This window comes from Streptomyces sp. NPDC006743 (assembly GCF_040703815.1).
In the GTDB taxonomy this organism is placed as follows: Bacteria; Actinomycetota; Actinomycetes; order Streptomycetales; family Streptomycetaceae; genus Streptomyces.
Genome location: NZ_JBEYJA010000006.1, coordinates 44742 through 70665 on the forward strand (window position 1 = coordinate 44742; position 25924 = coordinate 70665).

Consider the following 25924-nt stretch of genomic DNA (forward strand, 5'->3'; position numbering starts at 1 on the left):
GAGCCACCTGGGTCGGGCAGCGCACCGACCAGAAGACTTTCGCCAGGCCGTACGCGACAAGAGCGTACGGAACCGGCGAGACAGGACACAGAGAGCTCCCGTGCGGCGCCCGCGCCCCGGACGGCGGCCATCGCGCAACCGCGAGGCCGCGGACGTCAACGGTGTCCGATCGATGCGATCGGACACCGGACCAGGCGCGGCGCCCGGGAGCCTGACGGGAGATTCGCCCGCATGCTCGAACCGACCGAACCCATCCAGGGTTCCGAAGAACTGAACACCCCCAGCGACACCCTGCCGCCGCGTCGTCGGCGCCGTGCCGCGTCCCGCCCGGCGGGTCCGCCGGCCGCCGGCTCCGAGGCCCCGGCCGAGATCACCGCCTCCGCCGCGGCGCCCGCCGGGGCCGCCGCGCTCGCGGAGCAGGCGGAGGAGGAAGAGACGCCGCAGCAGGCGCAGGATGCCGCGACCGGGACGGGCGCCGTGAACGCGGAGCCCGAGGCGTCGGCCGCGCCCGCGCGCCGTACCCGCCGCCGGGCCTCCGCGCCCACGGGGGCACCCAAGGCCGCCCAGGCCGCCGCCGAGGCCGAGACGGTCGTACCGGTGGCGGCCGAGGCGTCGTCCGGGGCCGCTCCGGCGATCGACGAGACGTCCGCCGGGACCGTGGAGAGCGGCGAGGCCGCCGCCCCGCGCCGTACCCGCCGCCGTGCCACGCGCGGCGCCTCCGCGCCCGCCGGTGCCCCGGCGGCAGCCGAGGCCGCGCAGACCGCCGAGGAGACGGCCCCCGCCGCCGCGGACGCGGTCGCCGAGACGCCCGCGCCCGCCCGGCGCACCCGGCGCCGCGCGTCCGCCGCCGCCGGTGCACCGCAGGCCGCCGCGGCCGAGGCCCCGGCCGCTGCCGAGGAGCCCACGGCCGACGCCGCGGGTGCGACGCCCGCCGAGGCTGCCCAGGAGGCCGCCCCCCAGCGGACCCGCCGCCGTGCCACCCGCCGTGTGTCGGCCCCGGCCGGCGCGCCCGAGGGCGGTACGGACGAGACCGTGGCCGAGGCGCAGGTCCCGGCCGCCGAGGCGCCGGCCGAGGAGGACGCCGCTCCGCAGCGCACCCGCCGTCGTGCCACGCGCCGTGCGGCGTCCGCCGCCGAGGCTCCTGCCGCCGAGACGTCCGTGACCGAGGAGCCGGCGGCCGAGCCCGCGCCCGCCGCCCCGGCCGACGAGGACGCCGCCCCGCAGCGCACCCGCCGCCGCGCCACCCGCCGTGTGTCGGCGCCCGCCGCCGAGGTGAGCGAGCCGGTCGCCGAGGCCCCCGCCGCCGAGCCCGCCCAGGCCCCCGCAGCCGAGCCCGAGCCCGCCGCCGAGCCCGCGGAGGAGGCCGCGCCGCGCCGTGGCCGTCGCCGGGTCGTGCGGCGTGCCGCGACCGGGTTCGCCGAGCCCGCCGCGCAGGCCGCCGCCGGTGAGGCGGAGGAGGCGCCGCGCAAGCCCGCGCGCCCCGCCGTCGCCGTCTTCCAGCCGCCCGTCTTCGCCGAGCCGAAGTTCCAGACCCCGCAGCGGGCCGCCGCCGAGGCCGCCGCCGAGGCCGTCCCGGACGAGGAGCCCGACGAGTCCGCGGTGGCCGAGGCGCCGCCGGCGGAGAAGGCCGCGCAGCCCGAGCAGGCCGAGCAGGCCGGATCGCGGCGCCGCCGCCGTCGCCGGGGCGCCGGGGACGACGAGGAGCCCGAGGCCCAGGCCGTCCGGACGCCGCAGGCCGTCACCGACGCCGAGGACGAGGCGGAGGAGGCCGAGGAGCCGGCCGAGGACGCCGCCGACGGTGACGACGGCGAGGAGTCCGGTTCCCGCCGCCGCCGTCGCCGGGGCGGACGCCGCCGTCGCCGCGGCGACTCCGCGGATGCCGGTGGTGACGAGGAGCCGGAGGAGAGCGGGGACCTCGCCGCCGCGCAGGCCGCGCAGGACGCCGAGGACACCGCCGAGCAGGTCGAGGAGGACGCCGAGGACGGCGACGAGGACGAGGAGCACGCGGGGACCGCGGGTTCCGGCGGCAACAGCAGCAGCCGTCGCCGCCGCCGCAGGCGCCGCCGGGCCGGGGACGGCGGCCCGGAGGCCGAGTCGTCCGCCGACGACCCCGAGCGCACCGTCGTCAAGGTCCGCGAGCCGCGCGGCAAGAAGGACGAGCGGCCCGGTGACGGCACGGACGAGGTGCAGTCCATCAAGGGCTCGACCCGCCTGGAGGCCAAGAAGCAGCGCCGCCGCGAGGGCCGCGAGCAGGGCCGCCGGCGCGTGCCGATCATCACCGAGGCCGAGTTCCTGGCCCGCCGCGAGGCCGTCGAGCGCGTGATGGTCGTCCGCCAGCACGGCGACCGTACGCAGATCGGCGTCCTGGAGGACGGCGTGCTCGTCGAGCACTACGTCAACAAGGAGCAGTCGACCTCGTACGTCGGCAACGTCTACCTCGGCAAGGTGCAGAACGTCCTGCCGTCGATGGAGGCCGCCTTCATCGACATCGGCAAGGGCCGCAACGCCGTCCTGTACGCGGGCGAGGTCAACTTCGAGGCGCTCGGCATGTCGGGCGGCCCGCGCCGCATCGAGTCCGCGCTGAAGTCCGGGCAGTCCGTGCTGGTGCAGGTCACCAAGGACCCGATCGGGCACAAGGGTGCCCGTCTGACCAGCCAGGTCTCCCTGCCGGGCCGCTACCTCGTGTACGTCCCCGAGGGCTCGATGACCGGCATCAGCCGCAAGCTGCCCGACACCGAGCGGGCCCGGCTGAAGACCATCCTCAAGAAGATCGTCCCCGACGACGCGGGCGTCATCGTGCGCACCGCCGCCGAGGGCGCCAGCGAGGACGAGCTGCGCCGCGACGTCGAGCGGCTGCAGGCGCAGTGGGAGGAGATCCAGAAGAAGGCCAGGAACGGCGGCGGCAGCGCGCCGACGCTGCTGTACGGCGAGCCGGACATGACCGTCCGCGTCGTGCGCGACATCTTCAACGAGGACTTCACCAAGGTCGTCGTCAGCGGTGACGAGGCCTGGGAGACCGTCCACGGCTACGTCTCGCACGTCGCGCCCGACCTCGCCCCGCGCCTGTCGCGCTGGACGAGCGAGGTGGACGTCTTCGCCACGTACCGGATCGACGAGCAGCTCGCCAAGGCGCTGGACCGCAAGGTCTGGCTGCCCAGCGGCGGCTCCCTGGTGATCGACCGGACCGAGGCGATGGTCGTCATCGACGTCAACACCGGCAAGTTCACCGGCCAGGGCGGCAACCTGGAGGAGACGGTCACCAGGAACAACCTGGAGGCGGCCGAGGAGATCGTGCGCCAGCTCAGGCTGCGCGACCTCGGCGGCATCATCGTGATCGACTTCATCGACATGGTCCTGGAGTCCAACCGCGACCTGGTGCTGCGCCGCCTGCTGGAGTGCCTGGGCCGGGACCGTACGAAGCACCAGGTGGCCGAGGTGACCTCGCTGGGCCTGGTGCAGATGACCCGCAAGCGGGTCGGCCAGGGTCTGCTGGAGTCCTTCTCCGAGACGTGCGTCCACTGCAACGGGCGCGGTGTCATCGTCCACCTGGAGCAGCCGTCGGCGGGCGGCGCGGGTGGCGGCAAGCGCCGCAAGCGCGCCCGTGCCGGTGCCGAGCAGCCGCACGAGCACGAGCACGAGGCCGTGGCGGCCCAGGTCGCCGTGCCGACCGCCGAGGAGGAGGCGGAGGCCGAGTCCGAGGCCGTCGCCGAGGCTGTGGAGGCCCCCGAGGTCTCCGAGCCGGTCGCGCTGCCCGCGTTCGAGATGTCCCCGGACGAGGAGCTGTACAGCTCCGTCGCCGAGGCGGAGGCCGCGGCCTCCCGGGGCCGTGGCAGGCGCCGGGCGAGCCGGCGGGCGTCCGCTCCGGCGGGCGCGCCGAAGGCCTCGGCCGACGGGGCGGCCCCGGCCGCGCCCGCCGCCGCGACGGCGCAGGGCGTGACCGCCGAGCAGGAGGCCGCGCGTCCGGTGCGTCCGGAGCCCGCCGAGCAGGCGCAGGCCGGGCCCGTGGCCGCCGAGGACCCGGTGGTGCCGGCCGCGCCGGCGGCCGAGGCACCGGCGGCCGAGGCCCCGGTCGCCGACGAGGCCGCGCCGAAGGGCCGTACCCGCCGCCGCGCGACCCGCAGGGCATCCGCGCCGGCCGGTTCCCCGCAGGGGGCCGAGGCGGCCGTGGTGACGGTCCCGGAGGCCGCGCCCGAGGCGCGGCAGGCCCCGGCCGAGGCGCCGGCGGCCGAGCCGGTGGAGCAGGCCGTGCAGGCGGAGTCCGAGGCGCCGGCCGAGGTGCCGGCCGAGACGGCGGCTCCGGCCCGTCCGCGCCGTCGCGCCGTGCGCAAGGCCACCGCGCCGACCGCGTCCGAGGAGGCGGCCGTCGTGGTCGTCCCGTCGGGTCAGGCAGGTACGGACACCCCTGCCGCGGAGGCCCCCGCCCCCGAAGCCGAGGCCGCCGCTCCCGTGGCGGAGGACGCTGCCGAGGAGGCCGCTCCGGCGAAGAAGACGGCCCGCAAGGTCGCCAAGAAGGCCACGGCGAAGAAGGCCGCGACCAAGAAGACGGCGGCCAAGAAGACCGCCGCGAAGAAGGCGACGGCCAAGAAGGCGGCGAAGACCGCCAAGACGGCCACCGCCGCGAAGAAGACGGCCGCGAAGAAGACGGCGTCCGCGCCGGCCTCCACGGCGGCCGACGAGAGCTGAGCCGCACCCGCGGTCCGGGCCGGTCCCACGGACCGGCCCGGACCGCGGGCCGCTCGGACCCGCGCACGGGCGCCGCACCGGGCCCATCGGGGTCACTCGTGACCCCGGCGCGGGAAGCGTCTCCTGCCGCCACCCGGCCCGGGCGGCGGCACGCGGTCCGCGGAGCTGGCCGGTTTCCGGACGGACGCGGCTCGGCTCCGACGGCCGGGCCGGTCTCCATAACCGGAAACGGACGAGGGGGACCGCATGTCTGGTCGGGCGGCCGGACGGCCGCGGCCGTCCGGTCCTGCGGCCGTGAGCAGCCGCACGTCCGTGGGGCCGGGCCCGGTTTGACCCCTTCGGGGGTGGGACCGTAATCTTGACCGTCGGCGTGCCGACTGAGCACGTCACATCCCCGTAAACCTCTTCCTCCCGGGCACTGGGCTGGCCGGGAGAGGTCGTCCGCAGTGCGGGCGGCTGGCCTGCGGGGGTGCCGTTTCCCGAGCGAGAGAGTGAGATCCGCGTGTACGCCATCGTGCGCAGCGGTGGTCGCCAGCACAAGGTTGCTGTCGGCGACATCGTTGAGGTTGACAAGATTTCCACTGCCAAGGTTGGCGACACGGTCGAGCTCTCGACCCTGCTCGTTGTCGACGGCGACGCTGTGACCAGCGACCCGTGGGTGCTGGCCGGCATCAAGGTCCAGGCTGAGGTCGTGGACCACCACAAGGGGCAGAAGATCGACATTCTGCGCTACAAGAACAAGACCGGCTACCGCCGTCGTCAGGGCCACCGCCAGCAGTACACGGCGATCAAGGTCACTGAGATCCCCGCGGCTGCGAAGTAAGGGACTGAGGAGACATGGCACACAAGAAGGGCGCATCGTCCACCCGGAACGGTCGCGACTCGAATGCCCAGCGGCTCGGCGTGAAGCGCTTCGGCGGTCAGGTCGTGAACGCCGGTGAGATCATCGTCCGCCAGCGCGGCACCCACTTCCACCCCGGTGCCGGCGTCGGCCGCGGCGGCGACGACACGCTGTTCGCGCTGCAGCCCGGTGCGGTGGAGTTCGGCACCCACCGTGGCCGCAAGGTCGTGAACATCGTTCCGGTCGCCTGACCGGAGACTTTCGCGAGGCGGACCTCACTTCCCGGTCGGGAAGGCGGGTCCGCCTTTCGCGTGTTACGTAAGAGACGTTCCCGTAAGTTCTGGAGGCACGAACCATGACCACCTTCGTGGACCGCGTCGAGCTGCACGTCGCCGCGGGTAACGGGGGCCACGGCTGTGCCTCCGTGCACCGTGAGAAGTTCAAGCCGCTGGGCGGCCCCGACGGCGGCAACGGAGGCCGCGGCGGCGATGTGATCCTCACCGTCGACCAGTCCGTGACCACGCTGCTCGACTACCACCACTCCCCGCACCGCAAGGCCACCAACGGCAAGCCCGGCGAGGGCGGCAACCGTTCCGGCAAGGACGGCGAGGACCTGGTCCTGCCGGTGCCGGACGGCACGGTCGTCCTCGACAAGGCGGGCAATGTGCTGGCCGACCTGGTCGGCCACGGCACCTCGTACGTCGCCGCGCAGGGCGGCCGGGGCGGCCTCGGCAACGCGGCGCTGGCCAGCGCCCGCCGCAAGGCGCCCGGTTTCGCGCTGCTCGGCGAGCCCGGGGACCTCCAGGACATCGTCCTGGAGCTGAAGACCGTCGCCGATGTCGCGCTGGTCGGCTACCCGAGCGCGGGCAAGTCGTCGCTGATCTCGGTGCTCAGCGCGGCCAAGCCGAAGATCGCGGACTACCCGTTCACCACCCTGGTGCCCAACCTCGGCGTGGTGACGGCCGGTTCCACCGTCTACACCGTCGCCGACGTGCCCGGTCTGATCCCCGGCGCCAGCCAGGGCAAGGGCCTCGGCCTGGAGTTCCTGCGGCACGTGGAGCGGTGCAGCGTGCTGGTGCACGTGCTGGACACCGCGACCCTGGAGTCGGACCGCGACCCGGTCTCCGACCTCGACATCATCGAGGAGGAGCTGCGCCAGTACGGCGGCCTGGGCGACCGGCCGCGCATCGTCGTCCTGAACAAGATCGACGTGCCCGACGGCAAGGACCTCGCCGACATGGTCCGGCCGGACCTGGAGGCGCGCGGTTACCGCGTCTTCGAGGTGTCGGCGGTGGCGCACATGGGCCTGAAGGAGCTGTCGTACGCGCTGGCCGAGCTGGTCGCCCGGGCGCGTGCCGCGCGCCCCAAGGAGGAGGCGACGCGGATCGTCATCCGGCCGAAGGCCGTCGACGAGGCCGGGTTCACGGTCACCCGCGAGGACGAGGGCCTGTTCCGCGTGCGCGGCGAGAAGCCCGAACGCTGGGTGCGCCAGACCGACTTCAACAACGACGAGGCCGTGGGCTACCTCGCCGACCGGCTCAACCGCCTCGGTGTCGAGGAGCAGTTGCTCAAGGCGGGCGCCCGCCACGGTGACGGTGTGGCGATCGGTCCCGAGGACAACGCGGTCGTCTTCGACTGGGAGCCCTCGGTGATGGCGGGCGCGGAGATGCTCGGCCGCCGTGGCGAGGACCACCGTTTCGAGGCACCCCGCCCGGCCGCGCAGCGCCGCCGCGACCGGCAGGCCCAGCGTGACGAGTCCGAGCGCGAGTACGACGACTTCGAGCCGTTCTGACCCGCATGTCTGCGCCGGGTCCGGGAGCCGCGAGAGCTCCCGGACGCGGCGGGGGCGTGCCCGGTTCCCGGCTGTGATTTATGTCAACACTCGTAGCCGATTGGCCCGGTATGCCGCATTTGCTGGCGGTTGCGGTTGTGGCACGGCCATGCGGACGTGGGGTAAACACACTGCATACTTGTCTCGCCGTGTTTTTACCGGATCACCTAGTGGGGGCGCGCCGTTCACCCAGCCGTTCCCGTCGGAGGAGCTCCCGCAGTGCGAAACCCTGAAGCCTCCCGGTTGGTTGGCGTGTACCGCCGCGCGGTGCCGGTCGGCGCGCGGCGAGTGATCGCCGAGCACGTGGGGACCGACTTCCGTGAGCAGCTCAAGTCGGGGATCGCCGCCGCGGCCGAGGTGCGCAACCAGGTCAAGCGGGTGCGGGTGGTCCGGCGCCACCGGTCGCTGCTGGCACGGCACGACAGGACCGTCGTCAGCGTCGACGGGACACCGCGCATCGCCCACGTCGTCCCCGGCATCACACCGCTCGAGGCCCGCCGGGCCAACCTCGACGAGGTGGCCGCCGCGCTGCGCGGCGCGGGCGTCGAGTACTTCTGCGTGCGCTCGGACTCCGAGACCTCCGCCGCGCTCGCCGTACGGCGCGAGGACCGCGAGCGGGTGCTCGCCGCACTGCGCCAGGCCTGCCGGGTCCGTCCCGGGTACGTGGTCCCGGTCCGCGGCCGCCGGCTCCAGGAGGAGTCCGCGCTGCCCGGCTACGGCGCCGGTCCCTGGAAGCGGGTCGCCGGCGCCGACGTCTTCCGGTGCACCTGGTACCTCACCGACCAGACGGGCCGCCTGGTGCTGGGTCTGCGCTACGGCTGCGACATCGAGTTCTGGCGGCAGGAGGGCGACGAACTCGTCTCCCCCCGGCGCAACGTCGTCGCCGAGGCCGTACCGGTCCACGAGGCGTCCGTCGAGGCCGACGAGAGCCTGTTCACCGCCCTCGCCCCGCTGCCCGCCGAGCAGGAGCAGCGGGAGCAGGAGCCGGTGCGGGTGCCGACCCGCCCGGCCTTCGCCGCGGCCGCCGTCGGCCGGCGCACGTTCCCCATCGACGTGGTGTACACGTGGGTGGACGGCTCCGACCCGGACTGGGTGCGCCGGCGCGCGGCCTTCTCCGACCGGCCCTACCACGAGGAGGCGGCCAACGCGGCCCGCTACCTCAGCCGCGACGAGCTGCGCTACTCGCTGCGCTCGCTGCACCTGTACGCGCCCTGGGTGCGCAACATCTACCTGGTGACCGCCGACCAGACTCCCGAGTGGCTGAACACCGACCACCCGCGGATCAAGGTCGTCAGCCACAAGGAGATCTTCAAGGACCCCGACGCGCTGCCGACCTTCAACTCGCACGCGATCGAGAGCCAGCTGCACCACATCGAGGGTCTCTCCGAGCACTTCCTGTACTTCAACGACGACGTGATGCTCGGCCAGGAGGTGCTCCCGCAGCACTTCTTCCTGCCCAACGGGCTCGGCAAGTTCTACCTCTCGCCCGCCCTCGTCCCCTTCGGCGAGCCCTCCCCGGACGACCCGCCGGTGGCGGCGGCCGGGAAGAACAACCGCAGGCTCATCGCCGAGCGCTTCGGCGACAACATCTTCCGCAAGATGAAGCACGTGCCGCACGCGCTGCACCGCGGGGTCCTGGACGAGATCGAGCGGGAGTTCCCCGAGGAGCACCGGCGCACCGCCGCCAGCCGGTTCCGCAGCGTCGACGACATCTCGGTCGCCTCGTCCCTGCACCACTACTACGCCTTCCACACCCAGCGTTCCTTCTCCGGTGAAGGACTCGTGTACCGCTATTGCGACGTGGGCAAACCCGGTGTCGAGCGCGTGCTCGGCCGGCTGCTCGCGCAGCGCGACGCGCACGTGTTCTGCCTGAACGACACGACGTCCACGGAGGCCGAACTGGGCCGCCAGCAGGCCCTGATGGCCCGCTTCCTCGACGAGTACTTCCCGTACCCCAGCCCCTACGAGCGTGGTGCAGACAACCGATGAGACAACTCCCTACCCCGCACAAGGTGATGCGCAAGGGGTACGACGTGGTGCGCTCGGCACGGTCGCGACTGGACAGTCTCGTCCTGGTCCCGCCGAGCGCCGACGACTGGCCGCGGGTCACCGCCGAGCACCTCTCCCTGCTCGACGGCCGGACGCTGAACTTCTGCGTCCGCGTGCCCGGCGAGGTGACCGCCTCCTCCGCCTCCCTGCTGCTGGGCGGATCCGCCACCCCGGTGGTGATCCCGCTGACGCTCGTCCAGCGCGGTGACGGACAGGTCGAGGCCCAGGGCACCGCCGTCCTCGACCTGCTGGAGGCGGACGCCGACGCCCACCCGCCGGTGCCCGCCGGGGTACGCAGGTTCCTGCTGGGGTCCGGCCAGTGGCGGCTGTCGGTCGTCTTCACCGACGCCGCCGGCACCGAACGCCGCTTCGCGGTGGCCAAGGCGCCCCGGCTGATGCCGGACGGCCCCACCGTCCCCGAGCCGGTGCGCCCGGACGGCACCTACTGCCGTCTGATCGCCTCCGGCACCGGACGCGCGTACGTGTCCGTGGGCAGGGACGACGCCGAGGCGGAGATCCTGGCCGTGAAGATCGGCTGGTCCGAGGTGACGCTGGAGGGCCGGCTCGTCAACGCGCCGGCCGAGGAGTGCAGCGGCGACGTCGAACTGGTGCGCCGCAGCGGCAAGGCGGCCCGGGTCGTCCCGGCCACCTGGCACGGCGACGTCTTCGTCTGCTCGCTCACCGTGGCCGACTTCGGCGACCTCGGCACGAAGGAGCAGATCTTCGACGTACGGCTCCAGCGCCCGCGCCGCCGGGCGCTGAAGATCTCCCGGCAGCGCACCGACGTGCGCAGCCCCGGGGACGTCTTCCGGATGCCGCACCGGCTGCTGACCGCCGACGACGACTCCGTGCTCAGGATCAACCCGTATTACACGCCCATCGGCAGCCTCGCCTTCCGAGCGGCCCACCTCCCCTCTGGATGTTGACACCAATGAAGATCACGTTTCTGCTCACCTGGGGCGACGAGATGGGCGGCACGGAGCAGGCCGTCTACACCCAGGCGACGCACCTGGCGCCCCGGCACACCGTCGAGGTGCTCAGCGTCTTCAAGACCCGTGAGCGCCCCTTCTTCTCCGTGGACGAGCGGGTCCCCGTGCGCTACCTGGTGGACCGCACGGGCAAGACCGAGCGCCCGGTGCGCGACAGCGACATCGGCGCCGAGGAGTGCCGCCGGCTGGCCGGGCTGCCCAGCGACCTGATCAGCCCCAAGTGGGAGGCGACCTTCGACGCCCTCTCCGACGTCGAGATGAACCGCGCCCTGCGCACCCTCGACACCGACATCCTCATCACCACCTCCCCGGCGCTGATGTCCGCCGTCGCCGACCTGGTGCCCTCCCGGGTGATCACCATCCACCAGGAGCACCGGCCCTCGCAGCTGCGCGGCGGCACCGGCGAACCGCTGCTGCTGCGGGCCCCGGAGATCGACGCGCTGGTCGTGCTGACCGAGCGCACCAAGCAGTGGCTGGAGGAGTCGCTCGGCAAGGCCGCCCCGCGCCTGGCGGCCATCCCGAACGCCATCCCCGAGGGCTTCCGCCCCCGCTCCAGCCTCACCGGCAAGAGCATCGTCATGCCCCGCCGGCTCGTGCCCGACAAGCAGGTCGACCACGCCATCCAGGCGTTCGCCAAGGCGCTGCCCGAGCACCCCGGCTGGCGGCTGCGCATCTTCGGCGACGGCCCGCAGATGTCCCGGCTGCGCAACATGGTCCAGGGCCTCGGTCTGCACGACTCCGTGGAGATACTCGGCCCCAGCCAGCACATGACCGAGGAATGGGCCAAGGCCAGCCTCACCATGCTCCCGTCGCAGGACGGCGAGGCGTTCCCGCTGGTGCTCCTGGAGGCCTTCGCCGCGGGCGTCCCGGCGGTGGCGTACGACATCGTCACCGGCCCCGCCGAGATCATCCGGCACGGGGTGGACGGGCTGCTCGTCGCGCCCAACGACATAGAGGGCCTCTCCGAGGCGATCTCCCGTCTGATGGGCGACGAGGAACTGCTGCGTTCCTACGGCGAGAACGCCCACGAGGGCTCCGCGCGCTTCGCCGCCGACGTGATCGTCAAGCAGTGGGAGGAGCTGTTCACCGAGCTGCTCTACCGCCGCGACGACCCGCAGCGCATGGCGCAGCGCGCCGACCGCATGGCCCACCGCGTCGCGCACGGCGGGGCCGGCCGCTTCCACGCCGCCGTCGCCGCCGACCGCACCGCACCCTCCTCGGGCGACCAGCGCGCCCGTGAGCTGGTGATCGGCGCGTCCAACCGCTCCCTGGTACGGGCCAGCGGCCGGCTCTCCGAGGTCCACGACGACCTCCAGGGCACCGACATAGTGCAGCGGAACTTCGAGACCGTCGTCGCCGCGCTGGAGAAGCACGGCATCCCCTACGTGCTGGTGCGCGACCGGGAGGACAGCCCGCGCCGGCGCCTGGCCGTGGACACCGTCCACCAGGCGGCCGTCCGCAAGGCCCTGGCCACCGACTACGAGGGCAAGGCGGTCTACGCCGAACTCCTCAAGCCCCGCACGCACGCGCCCGGCGTCCTGCTCGCCGAGCGACTTGAGGCCGCCGGAGAGGTGGCCGGGCTGCGGGTCTTCCGCCCCGTGGTGACCTCCAGCCGCACGCTGCGCTTCGGCCCCGCCTACGGCTGCGACGTGGAGTTCTGGCGCCAGGTCCCGGAGGAGGAGGGCGGCGACGGCCAGTTCGTCGCGCCGCTGCGCGCCAGCGCCGTCGGCCCGAAGCTGCCGTCGCTGACCGCGGACGCCCAGATGCGCGTGCGCGACCGGGAGTACCCGACGCTGGAGCCCTTCACCAAGAGGCTGGTCAGCGACATCACCTTCCCGGTGGACGTCGTCTACACCTGGGTCGACGACTCGGACCCCAGCTGGCAGGAGCGGCGGGCGCGGCGGCGCGCGGAACTCGGCTTCGCCGCCGAGGCCTCCGGCTCCGGTGACGAGGCCGCGCGCTTCCGCAACCGGGACGAACTGCGGTACTCGCTGCGCTCCCTGGCGATGTTCGCGCCCTGGGTGCGCAAGATCTACCTGGTCACCGACGACCAGACCCCGCAGTGGCTGAACACCGAGCACCCGGGCATCGAGGTGGTCTCGCACCGCGACATCTTCACCGACCCGTCCTGCCTGCCGACGTTCAACTCGCACGCCATCGAGAGCCAGTTGCACCACATCGACGGGCTGTCGGAGCACTTCCTGTACATGAACGACGACGTGTTCATCGGCAGGCCGCTCAACCCGCAGAAGTTCTTCCAGGCGAACGGCACCAGCCGCTTCTACTGGACGCCCACCACCGTGCCGATCGGGGATCCGGCCGAGACGGACGAGGGCTACTTCGCCGCGGCGAAGAACAACCGCAAGCTGCTCGAGGAGCGCTTCGGGGTGACCGTGGCGAACAGCTTCGCGCACGCCCCGCACCCGCTGCGCAGGAGCGTCCTGGAGAGCATCGAGGCGGACTTCCCCGAGAGCGTGGCCCGCACCGCCGCCAACCCGATGCGCGGCTGGCAGGACATCTCGATGGTCTCCTCGCTCCACCACCACTACGGCTTCCTGACGGGCAGCGCGGTGCCGAGCAGCATCCGCTGCGCCTACATCGACGTGGGCACCTACTCCCGTCACCCGGAGCTGACGCGTCTGCTCGCGATCCGCGGCCACGACGCGTTCTGCCTGGGCGAGTCGCAGGACGCGGAGGTCCCCGACCAGGAGCAGGCCCGCATCATCAGCTCGTTCCTGCGCGCCTACTTCCCGGTGAAGAGTCCGTACGAGCTCTGATCCGGCAGGTCGCGGAAAAAAAAGGGGGGCTTCCCCGGCACCGAGTGCCGGGGAAGCCCCCCTTCCGCTGTGTCCCGCGGTGCTAGCGGACCACGTAGCCGAAGCGGCCGCCGGCCGCCGGCAGACCGCCCTTGCCGGGCTGGTACGTGGTGATCGCCGCGTTGGAACCGCCCGCGGTCACGTTGGACAGCGGCAGGGCGTAGACCGTGCCGTAGCTGCCCGGGCCGTAGGGCATGCCCAGGTACAGCTGGGTGCCGCTGTAGTGGATGCTCTGGCCGAGGTGCTGGTCGGCGCCGGCCGGACCCGGGATGCCGGAGGTGCCGGCCTCGATCCAGCGGTTGTTCGCGCCGGGCGAGCCGAGCAGCGAGAAGGTGGTGATGGCACCGGCCTTCGCGGTGGTGCCGATGGCCTCGTCGGTGATGCCGACGGCCAGCTTCATCGTCGCCGTGCTGCTGACCGCGCGCGGCGCGGTGTTCACGGCGGCCACGGCGGTGCCGAAGCGGTCACCGGCCTCGGCGGTGCCCGGCACGGTGTCGGTGCTGGTGCCGGACGAGTACGAGTTCAGCTGGCTGTAGGTACCGGCCGCGGTGATGCGGAAGGTCTGCACCATGCCCGTGTCGGCCTTGGCGACCCCGTCAATGTCGAGGTCCTCACCCGGCGAACCGATGGCGATGATCGACTCGTTGGCGGTGGCCGCGCCCGAGGGGCGGTAGGTGACCATGGCCAGCGACTTGCCGAACTGGTCGCCCGGCTCGGCGCCGCCGGAGACGGTGTCCAGGTCCTGGTCGAGGCCGAACAGCGGGGTCGGCCGCTTCTCGGAGTTCAGCTGGTGCGAGAAGACCGCCACGTTGCCGGCGCCGGCGTCGGTGCCGATCGTCTCGTTCGAGGCGGAGATGGCGATGTGGTTGGCGTCGGCCGCGACCGCGCCGCCGAAGCCGTCGTTCGCCTCCACGGCGCCGGGCACGCCGGTGCTGTCCTGGCTGATGGCGATGTTGGTGTCGCCGTGCACGTAGAAGGCCATGCCGGCCTTGGCGACGCTGCCGATGGCCTCGCCCGGGGAGCCGATCACGACGAACGGCTCGCCGGCGGCGGTGACGCCCGCCGCGACGGACTGGCCGGTGCGGTCACCGGTCTCCGGGGTGGACGACTTGAAGGAGCCGGTGCCCGAGCCCTGCTCGAAGTGGGTGTCCTTCAGCGAGCCGGTGCCGATGCCGCCCGGGGCGCCGTACAGGATGTCGACCATGCCCGCGTCGGTGGCGGTGCCGAGGTCCTCGGAGGGGGTGCCGACGACCAGGTCGGTGCAGCCGTCCTCGTTGTAGTCGACGGTGTCCATGGCCTCGCCGAACCAGTCGCCGGCCTCGGAGCCGCCGGGCACCCAGTCGAGGTCCTGGTTGATCTCGGCGGTGCCCTTGCCGCCGCCGTAGACGATGCGGACGACACCCGCGCCGTCCTTGCCGGCCACGGCCGCCTTCGGGTCGGCGATGGCGACGTCCTCGACGCCGTCGCAGTTGAAGTCGGTGATGCGTGCGGCGCCGGTCTTGGAGCTCACCCAGGAGGCGAGGTCGTCGACGCGGGTGGTGACACCGCCGGTACGGGTCTCGGACGCGTCGACGCCGAAGCAACCACCCTGGTAGGAGCGGCTGTTGAGGGCGACCAGCTGGGGCGTGCCGCCGGTCGTGCGCACCACGGGACCGCCGGTGTCGCCCATGCACGCCGCGGCGCCGTCCTTGCCGGTGACGGCGGCGGTGGTGGCGTCGGCGGAGTCCACGGTCAGCGCACCGCTGTGCAGCTTCAGGGGCGCCCACTCGGTCTTGTTGCGTCCGTAGCCGGCGAACTTCAGTTCCTCACCGGCGGCGGGCGCGGTGCCGGCCAGGGCGATGGGGGCGACGTTGGTGACCGGGCGGTTCAGCCGGGCCAGCACCGCGTCGCGGTCGGTGCGGGGCACCAGCTCGACGATCTCGCGCACGGCACCGTCGCTGCCGCTCAGGTCGGCGCGGCCGATGGTCGCGGTCGTCTTCACCTTCGGCTTGCCGGCGGGCACGGTGAGGTCCGTGGCGGGGTTGTCGGCGAAGCAGCTGGCCGCGGTGAGCAGCCATTCGGTGTCGACCAGGACGCCGGAGCAGCCGCGGTCGTGATCGCCGACGATGACCTGCGCGGTGGGGGCGAAGGAGGCGTCGGTGACCGGGGTGCCGGTGACGGCGGACGCGGGCGCGGCGCACACGGCCAGGGGACCCGCGAGGACCGCGGTGGCGAGTGCGGCGAGACGCACGTGTCTGGAATGTGGCATGAAGAAAGTCCTTGAGCTTGTGATCCGCGGAGCCGGTGCGGCCGCGCGGAGGAGGGGGCGGACGGCTGGGGCCCGGGGCTACTTGGAGGTGCGGATCTCCACGAGCATGTGCTCCCGGCCCTGCGGGTCAGCGCTCTCGCCGACCGCGGTCCAGGTGTTCTTGGCGACGTCGAAGCTCTTCTGCTCGGAGTCGACGGTCATGTCCACCTGGGCCGCGTAGTCGTTGCCCCGGACGGCGTAGACGGAGGGGATCTCCATCGTCAGCCAGCCGGTGTTCCCGGTGACCTGGAAGCAGATCTTGTCCTTGCTGCGGGCCCAGACCTCGAGGAAGCCGGTGCCGCTCGCGCAGTCGGCGAGCGTGATGTGCCCGTCGCCCCGCTTGAGGACGATGTTCTTCTCCGCGAGGATCTTGTCCGCGCCCGGGTAGTTGAAGTCCTCCACGGCGTAGCCGGGGGCCTCGCCGGCGACGGAGGTGACCGAGTCGGCCGTGACGTCCTTGGCGGCGGAGGTACCGCCCGTCAGCGCCGTGAACGCCAGGGCGCCCGCGGCCGCGGCGGCCAGAACGGTGCCGGCGATCCTTCTCTGGTACGGCTTCGCCATTACGGCACGTGCCTTCATCACAGTCCTCACTCGTCGGCCTCCGGAGCGGATGGTCCGGAGCGCATTTCATGCAGTCGTGTGAAGGCAGCCGGAAGTGACGCGCAGTGCCCCCACTCCCGGCAATCGAACGAATGGCGACGTGCCCGCCCTGCCATTCATTTGGCGTACGGCCCTGACCGGGCTTCTGTCCGACTGTCGGGAAACTGCTCGAACTTGGCTATAAAACCCTCTGTGGTGAACCCTTGTCCACTTCGCAAAGCACCTAAATGGGGCGTAAAGAGGAACCCTCCTTGTGAGGTGAATCACAGCGGAGGGGTGTTTCTCAGACGGCCAGCAGAAACGCCAGAAATCCCATCACGATAACCGAGACGTAGACGGCCGCCTGATATCGCGCAGGGTACTCGTACCTGTCCCTTCGTACGCCTCTTCGCCATTCTTCGCACCATTCGGTGAAGAGTTTCCCGGAAGGGAACAGGCCGAGGGCGAGACCCGCCCAGGTGAAGGAGTAAAGAACCAGCATCTGCCGTGCGTTCCAGTGCTGCTGCTGGAGATTTCCCACCGCGACCATGCCGAGGCAGCAGGCCACCGAGACGACGGCCACCCACAGGGTCAGCCTGCGGACTTTCATCCAGCGGTGCATCTCGGCAGTGAGCAGGGAAGTGGCGAAAGCCGCCATGAGCAGCAGCCAGCCGAGGGGAAGCCGCGCGAGCATGACCGCTCCTTTCGGAAAACCCGCCAGGTCCTGTCGTCGAATTCCCGTCGTCGCCCGGAGGGCGGGCCTGCGGCGTCTGGTGCGTGCTCTCGGCGTGCCGGGCGGAAGTCCTCGTACCGGGCGTACTCGGGCTTTCGTCCGGTGCGGCGAGAGGGCGTGCCGGGCGTCGCGGGGCAGGCGGGAATTCGACGACAGGGCCTGGGACCGGCGGCGGATGCGCCGCCGGCCCTCGCGGGGACCTTACACCGGGCCGGTCAGAAGAGGGATCCGAGCAGACCCGTCACCGGCGAGATGAGATCGTGCCCCGCCTGCGTGAGCTTGGTCGCCACCTTGGCCCCGCCGAGCGCGCCGATCCACTTGGACTGCCCGAACGTGATCAGGCTGAGGGCGGCGCTCCCGAGGGAGGACTGGAACTCGCTGCTCGTCCAGCCGTAGCCGATTCCGGTGAACAGGACGTTCAGCCCGGTGAATGCGAGCGAGGCATATCCGAAGCCGGCCGCGATGCCTTCGAGCGCCAGTCCGGCCGGCGGGAAGAAGACACCCACCCCGAGCCCGACCAGACCGATGCCCACCGAGGCGAAGCCGGTGCCGATGCTCGCCCAGTTCGTGGCGTTCGCCAGCCACCGGGCGTCCTTCTTCCACCAGGGCAGGCCGCCCTTGACATCGTCGTTGTCGGACGTGTCGGCCGGGTTCTGGCCGGCCTCCTTGGCCTTGCGGGCCTGCTCGGCCGCCGCCTTGGCCGCCGCCGCGATCTCCGCCTTCCGCTTGGCCGCGGCGATCTGGTGGGCCTGGCTCGCCGCCGCGGCGGCGGTCTGCGCGTCCTTGCCCGCCTGGACGGCCGAGGCACGCGCCGAGGCCGCCGACGCCTGCGCCGAGTTGGCCGACGCCACCGCGCGCTGCGCGGCGTCCACCGCGCGGTTGGCGGAGTAGTTCGCCGAGCGCGCGGCCGTCCGGGCGGTGGCCGCCGCGGCCTTCGCGCGGTCGGCGGACGCCTGCGCGTCCTTGGCCGACTGCTCGGCGGCGTCCGCGTTCGCGTCCGCCTGCTGCGCGGACGCGGCGGCCTGGTCGGCGGCCTTCTTCGCCTTGTCCGCCCACTGCAGCGCCTCGGTGGCGGCGTTGCGGGCCTTGGCCGCCGCCTCCTGCGCCCGGGCCGCGTCCTCCTGCGCCTTGTTCGCGATCTTCGCGGCGGCGGCGATCGCGCCCTGCACGGCGGCGATGTGGGCGGCCGAGTCGTAGTCGAGCTGCGCGGTCTTGTACTGCACCGAGGCGATGAAGTTGCGACGCATCCACGTCGGGCCCTCCATCGCGGCCTGGGCGTGCGCCTTGGTGTACGGGCCGCCCTTGTCGATGAGGGCGGCGGTGGCGACCGCGTCGTCCTCACGCTGCGCCGCCTCGTAGGTGACGCTGAGGAACTCGTGCAGGGCCTCGGCGGTCCCCGCGTTCAGCGCGTCGTTCGCCGCCTTCGTCACCGCGCTGCCCGGACCGGCCGCCAGGACGCGGGAGACCGCGACCCGGTTGTCCGTCGCGGCGGCCTCGACCACACCGGTGGCGAGGAAGGAGGTGCCCGCGTCCGGGTCGTCGCTCTCCAGTGCCCTGGTCGCGGCGTCGGCCACGTCCGGGGTGGTGATCTGCGCCAGGTACAGGACGGTCTCGCGGTCGTCCTGCTTCTGGGCGAGCGCCCGGTCGGTGTCGATCCAGCCGTGCACGTCGGCGTCCGCGCCGGACAGCGCGAACCGGGCCGCCTCGCGCGACCAGGAGCCGCGGGAGTCCAGGTGGGCGAGGGCCGCCTTGCGCCCGAGGGTGGCGGCGAGCCCCAGGTCACCGCTCTTCAGGGCCGTCTCCGCCTGCGCGACGAGGTCCTTGGTGGCCTGCTCGGCCTGCGAGACCTGGGTGCGCTTCTCGGCGTACTCCGCCCGCTCCCGCTCCTCGATCTCCGCGAGGTCGCGGGCCTCCTCCAGCGCCTGCTTCAGGTCCTCGTCCAGCCGCTGCCACTCGGCGTCGCGGGCCTGCTTCTCCACCGCGACCGCCTGGTTGACGGCGTCGGTCGCGGTGTTGGCCGCCGCGGTGGCCGCGTTGGCGAACTCCGTGGACTTCTTCGCGTACTCGACGGCCTGGCCGGCGTACTTGACGGCCCATTCGGCGGCGTCCGCGGCCTTGTCCGCGTGGTCGGCCGCGCTGTTGGCGGCGTCGCGTGCGGTGCGCGCGGCACTGGCCGCGGTGTTCGCCAGCGCCTGCGCCGTACCGGCCGCGTTGGTGGCGATCTGCGCGTTGCTGCTGGCGATCTGCGCCTGCCGCTTGGCCTCCGCGGCCTCGGCCTGCGCCTTGCCGGCGGCGGACGCGGCGGTGGCGGAGGCGTTCGCGGCGGCGGCCGCGTTGCGGGCGGCCGAGGCGGCGGCCGAGCCGGCGCTCGCGGCCTGCGCGGAGGAGGTGGCGGCGTAGTCGGCGGCCTTCGCGGCGCTGCGCGCCTTGGCGGCGGCGTTGCGCGCGGCGACGGCGGCGTCCTTGGCGGCGGACGCCTTGGAGGCGTCCTTGGACGCGGCGATGGCCGCGTTGTAGGCGCGGGCGGCGGCGGAACCGGCGGTGGCCGCCGCCTGGCTCGCCGCGGTGGCGGCGTAGGCGGCCCGGCGGGAGGCCTGCACGGCGGCGTGCGAGGCGCGGATGGCGACCCGGGAGGAGTCGGCGGCGCCCTGTGCGGCCTGCGCCGCCTTGCGGGCGGCCTTGCCCGACTTGACCACGTCCTCCTGGGCGGCCTGGGCCTCGGCCGCGGCCTTCTCGGCGGCCTCCTTGGCCTTCGCGGCGGCCTCGACGGCGCGGGCGGCGGCCTCCTCGGCCTCCTTCGTCTTCGCGTCGGCGATCTTGCCCTCGCGCTCGACGACCGCGACCAGTTCCTCGATCTTGGCGGACTCCTGGTCCCGGGCCCGGGCGATGTGCTGGCCCGTGTCGAGGAACCACTCGACGTCGTCGGCGGTGCCGTCCAGCGCGCGGGTGGCGTACTTCTGCACCTCGGGGCCCGCGTTCACGGTGAGCGCGGACACCTGGAAGCGCATGTCCTCCAGGCGGGCGCTGTACTGCCCCTCGGTGAGGAAGTCCTCCAGGGCCTCCTGCGTGCCCGCGCTCAGGGCGGCGTCGCCGTCCCGGCGCACGGCCTTGTCCCCGGTCGCCATGACGGTGCTGGTGGCGACGCGCAGGTCCTCCACGATCGCGGTCTTGAAGCCGGTGCCGAGGTAGTCGGTGATGGCCGCGTCGCCGCCGTCGAGCGCGGCGGAGGCGGCCCGCCGGGTACCCGTGCCGCCCGCCGCCAGCGAGGTCAGGACGGCCACGCGGTTGTCCTCGGCCGTGGCCGCGGGCAGCTCGGTGGCCAGGAAGGTCTGGATGTCGGCGTCGGTGCCGCTCAGCGCCAGTTCCGCGGCGGCGCGCACGGCCGGGCCGCCCAGCAGCCAGGCCTTCACGGCCTTCGCCCGGTCGGTGTCGGGCAGGTTGAGCGGGTCGCCGTCGTCGTCCGCCGGGGGCGTGTCGGCGGCCCAGGCGGCCACGGGGTTGAGGACGAGGCTCGACGTGGCGGTGACGGCCGCGGTGGCGGCGAGGGCGCCGAGAACGCGTCGTCTGCTCCAGTAGGTGGTGTCCAAAGCGGTCCTTCTTGTCGGTGCCCGACGGCTGCGCGAAGGCGGCGGAACGCCGCCGGACAGACTGGTGTCGGCCGCGCGCATGTCCCCCCGTTGGTGCAGAAGTTGAGCAGGGACACGACAGAGCGCCACGCGAAGATACGCACTTCCGGGAGCTTGTTGAACACCTGTGAAGGATTCGTTGGCCAAATGTGGGCCCTGACCGATGCTTTTGAGCCATCTTTCGGTGAACCGGCCGTTGTCCCGCCGAGCTTGAGCAGCAGGTGAGAGACACCTCACGTTTCAGACGCGTCCGGGGGTGTGATCCGGTCATTCGTCCGCGTACTGGACGAACGAGCGGTCGCCGGCCGGCTCGCGTAGATTGCGAGACGGATCACCGCAGGGACGGGATCACCGGAACACGGAGGGGACGGGCAGCAAGGTGGCAGGGGCAAGGCAGGCCGTGCAGGAGGCCCGCAGGATCGTCGTCAAGGTGGGCTCCTCGTCGCTGACCACCGCCGCCGGCGGCCTGGACGCCGACCGGGTGGACGCCCTCGTCGACGCCCTCGCCAAGCACGGCGGCCCCGGGCACAAGGAGGTCGTCCTCGTCTCCTCCGGCGCCATCGCCGCCGGTCTCGCCCCGCTCGGCCTGCGCCGCCGCCCCAAGGACCTCGCCCGCCAGCAGGCCGCAGCCAGCGTCGGCCAGGGCCTGCTCGTGGCCCGCTACACCGCCTCCTTCGCCCGCTACGGCGTCCGCGTCGGCCAGGTCCTGCTGACCGGCGACGACACCAGCCGCCGCGCCCACCACCGCAACGCCTCCCGCACCCTCGACAAGCTGCTGGCCATGGGCGCCCTGCCGATCGTCAACGAGAACGACACCGTCGCCACCGACGAGATCCGCTTCGGCGACAACGACCGTCTCGCCGCCCTCGTCGCCCACCTGGTCCGCGCCGACCTGCTCGTCCTGCTCTCCGACGTGGACGGCGTCTACGACGGCGACCCGAGCCGGCCGGGCACCTCCCGGATCACCGAGGTGCGCGGCCCCGCCGACCTCGCGGGAGTGGAGATCGGCAGCGCGGGCAAGGCGGGCGTCGGCACCGGCGGCATGGTCACCAAGGTCGAGGCCGCCAGGATCGCCGCCGCCGCGGGCATCCCCGTCGTCCTCACCAGCGCCGTGCACGCCGCCGACGCCCTGGCCGGCAACGACACCGGCACCTACTTCCATCCCACCGGCAGGCGCTCCGCCGACCGGCTGCTGTGGCTCCAGCACGCCTCCACCCCGCAGGGCGCCCTCACCCTCGACGACGGCGCGGTGCGCGCGGTCGTCGAGGGCCGCAAGTCGCTGCTCCCGGCGGGCATCGCCGCAGTCGAGGGCGACTTCGCCGCCGGCGACCCGGTCGAACTGCGCGACGGCCGCGGCCACTCCGTCGCCCGCGGCCTCGTCAACTTCGACGCGAAGGAGATCCCCCGGCTGATCGGCCGCTCCACCCGGGAACTCGCCCGCGAGCTGGGACCGGCGTACGAACGCGAGGTCGTACACAGGGACGACCTGGTGCTCCTGGAGCCGTAATGGGCCGAAACGTCCGGCCGTCCGGTCCCTGAAGGTGGGGGACCTTCCGCAAAACCGCCCCACGGAGCCGTAGGGCCTGCTGCACTTTGTCCCAGGGACACATTCCGCACGAGCACTGGGTGAAGGAGGCCGTCGTGAGACGAGTGCGCCCTGGGGCGGCGGCGTCCCGCGGTGGTGCCGGCGGGTCCCCCTCCCGCGCACCCGGTGAGGAGCGGGCCCTGACCAGCGTCGCCGCCGGCGACCGGTACGCGCGGGAACAGCAGGCCCACGGGCGCGACGGGGAGCGCGGTACGCGCCGGGCGCACGACGGGCGCGAGGAACCGGCGGACCTGCCCCGGCTGTGGCACATCACCCTGCGGGTCTCCGGCGCCGGGACCCCGCTGCAGGAGGTCCGGCGCGGCCTGGAGCAGCTCGCCCACGACCACCCCTTCCTGCTGACCAGCCGCTACGCCGACGACCACGCCGAGATCCGCTACTGGGAAGAGGCCCGCGACCTGCACGACGCGGCCGCCGTCGCCCTGCGCCTGTGGGGCGAGCACCGGCAGAGCGCCCGGCTGCCGCCCTGGGAGATCGTCGGTCTGGAGGTCATCGACCGCGAGACCTACCACCAGCGCCTGGCCGAGGGCTACGGACCGCCCCCGGCCACCCCGGTCGGGGTCCACCCCTTCTGACGTCCTTCCGGCCACCCCCGCCCTTCCCGGAGCCGCCCGGGCGGGGCCGTCTCGCGGGTGACCGTGCCCGTCTCGCGGTGTGGAACAGCGCGTGAACGCCCCAGCTCGGCGCACTACGCTTCCCCCATGACCACGCTCTCGCCGTACGACTCGATGTCCCCGGTGGCCCAGGCCGCCTACCGGGCCAAGGCCGCCGCAGCCGACCTCGCGCCGCTGCCGCGCGCGGAGAAGGACGACGCGCTGCTCGCCATCGCGGACGCCCTGGAGGTCCGTACCAGCGAGATCGTCGAGGCCAACGCGAAGGACGTGGCCAAGGCCCGCGCGGCCGGCACCGCCGAGGCCATCGTCGACCGGCTCACCCTCACCCCCGAGCGGGTGCGGGCCATCGCCGCCGACGTGCGCGACGTGGTGGCGCTGCCCGACCCGGTCGGCGAGGTCGTCCGCGGCTCCACCCTGCCCAACGGACTGGACCTGCGCCAGGTCCGCGTCCCGCTCGGCGTGGTCGGCATCATCTACGAGGCCCGCCCCAACGTCACCGTGGACGCCGCCGCCCTGTGCCTGAAGTCGGGCAACGCGGTGCTGCTGCGCGGCTCGGCCTCCGCCTACGAGTCGAACACCGCCCTGGTCCGGGTGATCCGCGACGCGGTCGGCGGCGCCGGACTGCCCGCCGACGCCGTCCAGCTCGTCCCCGGCGAGAGCCGTGAGAGCGTGCGCGAGCTGATGCGCGCCCGCGGCCTGGTCGACGTGCTGATCCCGCGCGGCGGCGCCTCCCTCATCCGCACCGTGGTCAACGAGTCCACCGTCCCCGTGATCGAGACCGGCACCGGCAACTGCCACGTCTACGTCGACGCCCAGGCCGACCTCGACATGGCCGTCGACATCCTGATCAACTCCAAGGCCCAGCGCCCCAGCGTCTGCAACGCCGCCGAGACCCTTCTGGTCCACCAGGACATCGCCGCCGAGTTCCTGCCGCGCGCCCTGGACGCCCTCGCCGACGCCGGGGTCACCGTGCACGCCGACGAGCGGGTCATGGCGTACGCCAAGGACTCCCGCGCCACGGTCGTCGAGGCCACCCCGGAGGACTGGGACACCGAATACCTCTCCTACGACATCGCCGCCGCCGTCGTCGACTCCCTGGACCGGGCCGTCAGCCACATCCGGCTGTGGACCTCCGGCCACACCGAGGCCATCGTCACCACCTCGCAGCAGGCCGCCCGCCGCTTCACCCAGTTGGTCGACTCCACCACCGTCGCCGTCAACGCCTCCACCCGGTTCACCGACGGCGGCCAGTTCGGCTTCGGCGCCGAGATCGGCATCTCCACGCAGAAGCTGCACGCCCGCGGCCCCATGGGCCTGCCGGAGCTGACCAGCACCAAGTACATCGTCACCGGCGACGGGCACGTCCGGCGCTGAGCCGCCGCCCGCCGCGGCCGTCTCACCTGGCGGATGAATTTCCGCACCGTCTGCCCAAATTGACCCCCCAGGTCTACTCTGGACCCGTGCCGGAGGACGTGGGGGGCACGCCGTTCCCGGACGGCTGGGAGCCCGACGACGACCACGACCGCGGGGTGTCGGACGAAGAGTTCGCCTCCGTGGTCTTCGACGAGGCCTTCGTACGGGCGGCCGTGATCCACGAGCCGACCGCCGTCGAACGCCTCCTGGCCGCGGCGCAGGCCAGAGCCGAGGCCTCCGAGGCCGAGGCCCGCCGCGCCCGCGCGAGAGGCGAGCGCCACGACGACGGCTTCGGGGCCGGTCCGCGCGCGCTCGGCGCCGGCCACGGCCTCGACGACCTGGACGACGACCCCGACGTGCTCGAACGCCGCTTCGGCGGCCCCGGCGCGTTCGGCAGACAGGTCCGCTGGCACCGCCCCGTCGCCTGGGTGCTCGCGCTCGTCATGGGCATCGGCATGGTCGCCCTGGCCTTCGCCGCGGTCTACCGGGGCGGCTCGTCCGGCAGCCGCGAGCAGGCACCGCCGCCCGCCTCGACCGGCCTGGAGCAGGGCAGCGCCGCGGTGCCCCCGGCGTCCGCCGCCCCCTCCCGTCCGCCCGTGCCGGCGGTCCCGCGCAGCCACTGAGCAGCCGTCGGCCACGCCGGTGAGCGGTTGTCAGAACTTGGCGCACAGCAGCGCGTTTACCGGCGCTTGCCGGGACCTACCCTGAAAGTATGGGAGGGCCTGGCGACCCGCCTGAAGGGGTTCCCGACGGCACCCCCTCGGGCGCGGAGGACGAATACCGATCCGTCGTCTTCGACGAGTCGTTCGTCCGCGCTGCCCGCCTCCAGGAGTACTCCGCCCAGGAGCGGATGACCGACCACACGCCCGCCGTCCGCCGCCGCCCGCGCCCGCACCGCGCACTGCCGCGGCAGGCGCTGTTCCTCGTCCTGCTGATCGCCGTCGCCTTCGCCACCGCGATCTACATGGGCGTACGGACGCCGTACCGGTCCCTGCTGCCGCCGCGGGCCGTCGAACAGCTGCGGGCGAGAGTCGTCCCGCTCGCCCCCGCCGGCGAGGTGCCCGGCAGCAGCGACCTCGCGGGCCTGTACGCGCGCAGTCCCGCCGCCCGCTACGCCACCGGCGCCGAGGGCCTGCCGCTGCCCGCCCACCGGGGCACGGCGCACTTCTCGGACAGCCAGGTCGTCGCCGCCCTGACCGGCGCGCGGGACTACATCGTGGCCTCCTCCCTCGACCCCGGGGTGCTCGTCGGTGACCGGACGGACGCCGTGCGGGCCCTGCTGGACCCGGGTCAGCTCGACCAGTTCGACCGGAGCGTCACAGGCGCGAACGCCGAGGGGAGCGACGGCGCGAGCACCGGCCGGGATGCGGCCGGGAGCGCCGGCGGGGGTGCGGGCGGGGCCGCCGCGGACGGCGGGGCCGCCGCCACCGCATGGCTGGTCCGCTTCGACCCCGGCCGCGTCCGGCTCGCCGACCCCCTGGTCCGGGTGCGGGGCTCCCTCCGGGTCGCCGAGGCGGACTCCGCCACCCTGGAGGTCACCGCCGACCCCGTCCTCGTCTACGCGCTCAAGCCCGCGGGCGCCGGTGCCACGGCCCCGGCCTCGCTGTTCACCGTCCGGCGGGAACTGCGGTTCCGCTTCGACCAGGACGACCTGCGGCTGCACCAGGTCCAACTGGTCGTCGCCACCGTCGAGGCGGGCCCGCTGTCCTGCGGCGACGACGCGTCCGACCGCTTCCAGCCGCTGCTGGCCGGCCAGAGGGCGCGGGCGGGCGGCCCGGCTGCGACCGACCCGTACGCGCCCGACGGCGTGAGCGCCGTGTGCGGCGTGCTGGCGCCGGGCGCCCAGCCGAAGGCGTGAGG

16 protein-coding genes are annotated in these 25924 nt (G+C 73.4%); 12 read left to right on the forward strand and 4 right to left on the reverse strand.

Annotated features, from left to right (window positions below; all coding sequences use genetic code 11):
- Positions 1-231 precede the first annotated feature (231 nt).
- The 7 genes from ABZ719_RS07530 (at position 232) to ABZ719_RS07560 (ending at position 13170) form a co-directional block, all read left to right on the forward strand.
- Entirely contained in the window at positions 232-4683 is a 4452-nt protein-coding gene (locus ABZ719_RS07530) for an Rne/Rng family ribonuclease (RefSeq protein ID WP_366724275.1), read from the forward strand.
- Positions 4684-5185: 502 nt separating this feature from the next.
- Positions 5186-5506, forward strand: a complete 321-nt coding sequence (gene rplU, locus ABZ719_RS07535) for a 50S ribosomal protein L21 (protein ID WP_004931419.1) — start codon at positions 5186-5188, stop codon at positions 5504-5506.
- 14 nt (positions 5507-5520) lie between these two features.
- The gene (gene rpmA, locus ABZ719_RS07540) at positions 5521-5775 is read left to right on the forward strand and encodes a 50S ribosomal protein L27 (RefSeq protein WP_037854440.1); all 255 of its coding nucleotides are present in this window, start codon (positions 5521-5523) and stop codon (positions 5773-5775) included.
- Between the two features lie 104 nt (positions 5776-5879).
- A complete protein-coding gene (obgE, locus tag ABZ719_RS07545) occupies positions 5880-7316 on the forward strand; it encodes a GTPase ObgE (RefSeq protein ID WP_366724276.1) in 1437 nt (478 codons plus the stop codon).
- Positions 7317-7574: 258 nt separating this feature from the next.
- The gene (locus ABZ719_RS07550; RefSeq protein ID WP_366724277.1) at positions 7575-9344 is read left to right on the forward strand and encodes a stealth family protein; all 1770 of its coding nucleotides are present in this window, start codon (positions 7575-7577) and stop codon (positions 9342-9344) included.
- Entirely contained in the window at positions 9341-10330 is a 990-nt protein-coding gene (locus tag ABZ719_RS07555; protein ID WP_366724278.1) for a hypothetical protein, read from the forward strand. The genes ABZ719_RS07550 and ABZ719_RS07555 overlap by 4 nt, the downstream gene beginning before the upstream one ends.
- Before the next feature lie 5 nt (positions 10331-10335).
- Positions 10336-13170 carry a stealth conserved region 3 domain-containing protein gene (locus ABZ719_RS07560; protein WP_366724279.1) on the forward strand — a complete coding sequence of 945 codons (2835 nt, stop codon included), beginning with the start codon at positions 10336-10338 and terminating at the stop codon, positions 13168-13170.
- Between the two features lie 82 nt (positions 13171-13252).
- Here ABZ719_RS07560 and ABZ719_RS07565 read toward each other — a convergent pair whose 3' ends face one another.
- The 4 genes from ABZ719_RS07565 to ABZ719_RS07580 all read right to left on the reverse strand — a co-directional run bounded on the left by ABZ719_RS07565 (position 13253) and on the right by ABZ719_RS07580 (position 20395).
- The gene (locus tag ABZ719_RS07565; RefSeq protein ID WP_366724280.1) at positions 13253-15457 is read right to left on the reverse strand and encodes a S1 family peptidase; all 2205 of its coding nucleotides are present in this window, start codon (positions 15455-15457) and stop codon (positions 13253-13255) included.
- 78 nt (positions 15458-15535) lie between these two features.
- Positions 15536-16057, reverse strand: coding sequence for a hypothetical protein (locus tag ABZ719_RS07570; RefSeq protein WP_199811563.1), 522 nt, complete (start codon positions 16055-16057; stop codon positions 15536-15538).
- 322 nt (positions 16058-16379) lie between these two features.
- Positions 16380-16769, reverse strand: a complete 390-nt coding sequence (locus ABZ719_RS07575; RefSeq protein WP_366724281.1) for a hypothetical protein — start codon at positions 16767-16769, stop codon at positions 16380-16382.
- A gap of 254 nt (positions 16770-17023) precedes the next feature.
- Positions 17024-20395 (reverse strand): ALF repeat-containing protein, encoded by a 3372-nt coding sequence (locus ABZ719_RS07580; RefSeq protein ID WP_366724282.1) that lies wholly within the window; start codon positions 20393-20395, stop codon positions 17024-17026.
- 418 nt (positions 20396-20813) lie between these two features.
- Here ABZ719_RS07580 and proB point away from each other — a divergent pair, with 418 nt between their 5' ends.
- The 5 genes from proB (at position 20814) to ABZ719_RS07605 (ending at position 25922) form a co-directional block, all read left to right on the forward strand.
- The gene (gene proB, locus ABZ719_RS07585; RefSeq protein WP_366724283.1) at positions 20814-21941 is read left to right on the forward strand and encodes a glutamate 5-kinase; all 1128 of its coding nucleotides are present in this window, start codon (positions 20814-20816) and stop codon (positions 21939-21941) included.
- A 143-nt stretch (positions 21942-22084) separates the two neighbouring features.
- Positions 22085-22612, forward strand: a complete 528-nt coding sequence (locus tag ABZ719_RS07590; RefSeq protein WP_366724414.1) for a hypothetical protein — start codon at positions 22085-22087, stop codon at positions 22610-22612.
- A 126-nt stretch (positions 22613-22738) separates the two neighbouring features.
- A complete protein-coding gene (locus tag ABZ719_RS07595; RefSeq protein WP_366724284.1) occupies positions 22739-24025 on the forward strand; it encodes a glutamate-5-semialdehyde dehydrogenase in 1287 nt (428 codons plus the stop codon).
- Between the two features lie 86 nt (positions 24026-24111).
- On the forward strand, positions 24112-24687 hold the full coding sequence (locus ABZ719_RS07600) for a hypothetical protein (protein ID WP_366724285.1): 576 nt from the start codon (positions 24112-24114) through the stop codon (positions 24685-24687).
- 89 nt (positions 24688-24776) lie between these two features.
- Entirely contained in the window at positions 24777-25922 is a 1146-nt protein-coding gene (locus ABZ719_RS07605; protein ID WP_366724286.1) for a hypothetical protein, read from the forward strand.
- Positions 25923-25924: the final 2 nt, after the last annotated feature.

Coding starts and splice junctions, on each gene's coding strand:
- rpmA (WP_037854440.1), top strand. CDS start 5,521: ATGGCACACAAGAAGGGCGCATCGTCCACCCGGAACGGTCGCGACTCG.
- ABZ719_RS07530 (WP_366724275.1), top strand. CDS start 232: ATGCTCGAACCGACCGAACCCATCCAGGGTTCCGAAGAACTGAACACC.
- ABZ719_RS07595 (WP_366724284.1), top strand. CDS start 22,739: ATGACCACGCTCTCGCCGTACGACTCGATGTCCCCGGTGGCCCAGGCC.
- ABZ719_RS07565 (WP_366724280.1), bottom strand. CDS start 15,457: ATGCCACATTCCAGACACGTGCGTCTCGCCGCACTCGCCACCGCGGTC.
- ABZ719_RS07605 (WP_366724286.1), top strand. CDS start 24,777: ATGGGAGGGCCTGGCGACCCGCCTGAAGGGGTTCCCGACGGCACCCCC.
- obgE (WP_366724276.1), top strand. CDS start 5,880: ATGACCACCTTCGTGGACCGCGTCGAGCTGCACGTCGCCGCGGGTAAC.
- ABZ719_RS07555 (WP_366724278.1), top strand. CDS start 9,341: ATGAGACAACTCCCTACCCCGCACAAGGTGATGCGCAAGGGGTACGAC.
- ABZ719_RS07575 (WP_366724281.1), bottom strand. CDS start 16,769: ATGCTCGCGCGGCTTCCCCTCGGCTGGCTGCTGCTCATGGCGGCTTTC.
- ABZ719_RS07560 (WP_366724279.1), top strand. CDS start 10,336: ATGAAGATCACGTTTCTGCTCACCTGGGGCGACGAGATGGGCGGCACG.
- ABZ719_RS07570 (WP_199811563.1), bottom strand. CDS start 16,057: ATGGCGAAGCCGTACCAGAGAAGGATCGCCGGCACCGTTCTGGCCGCC.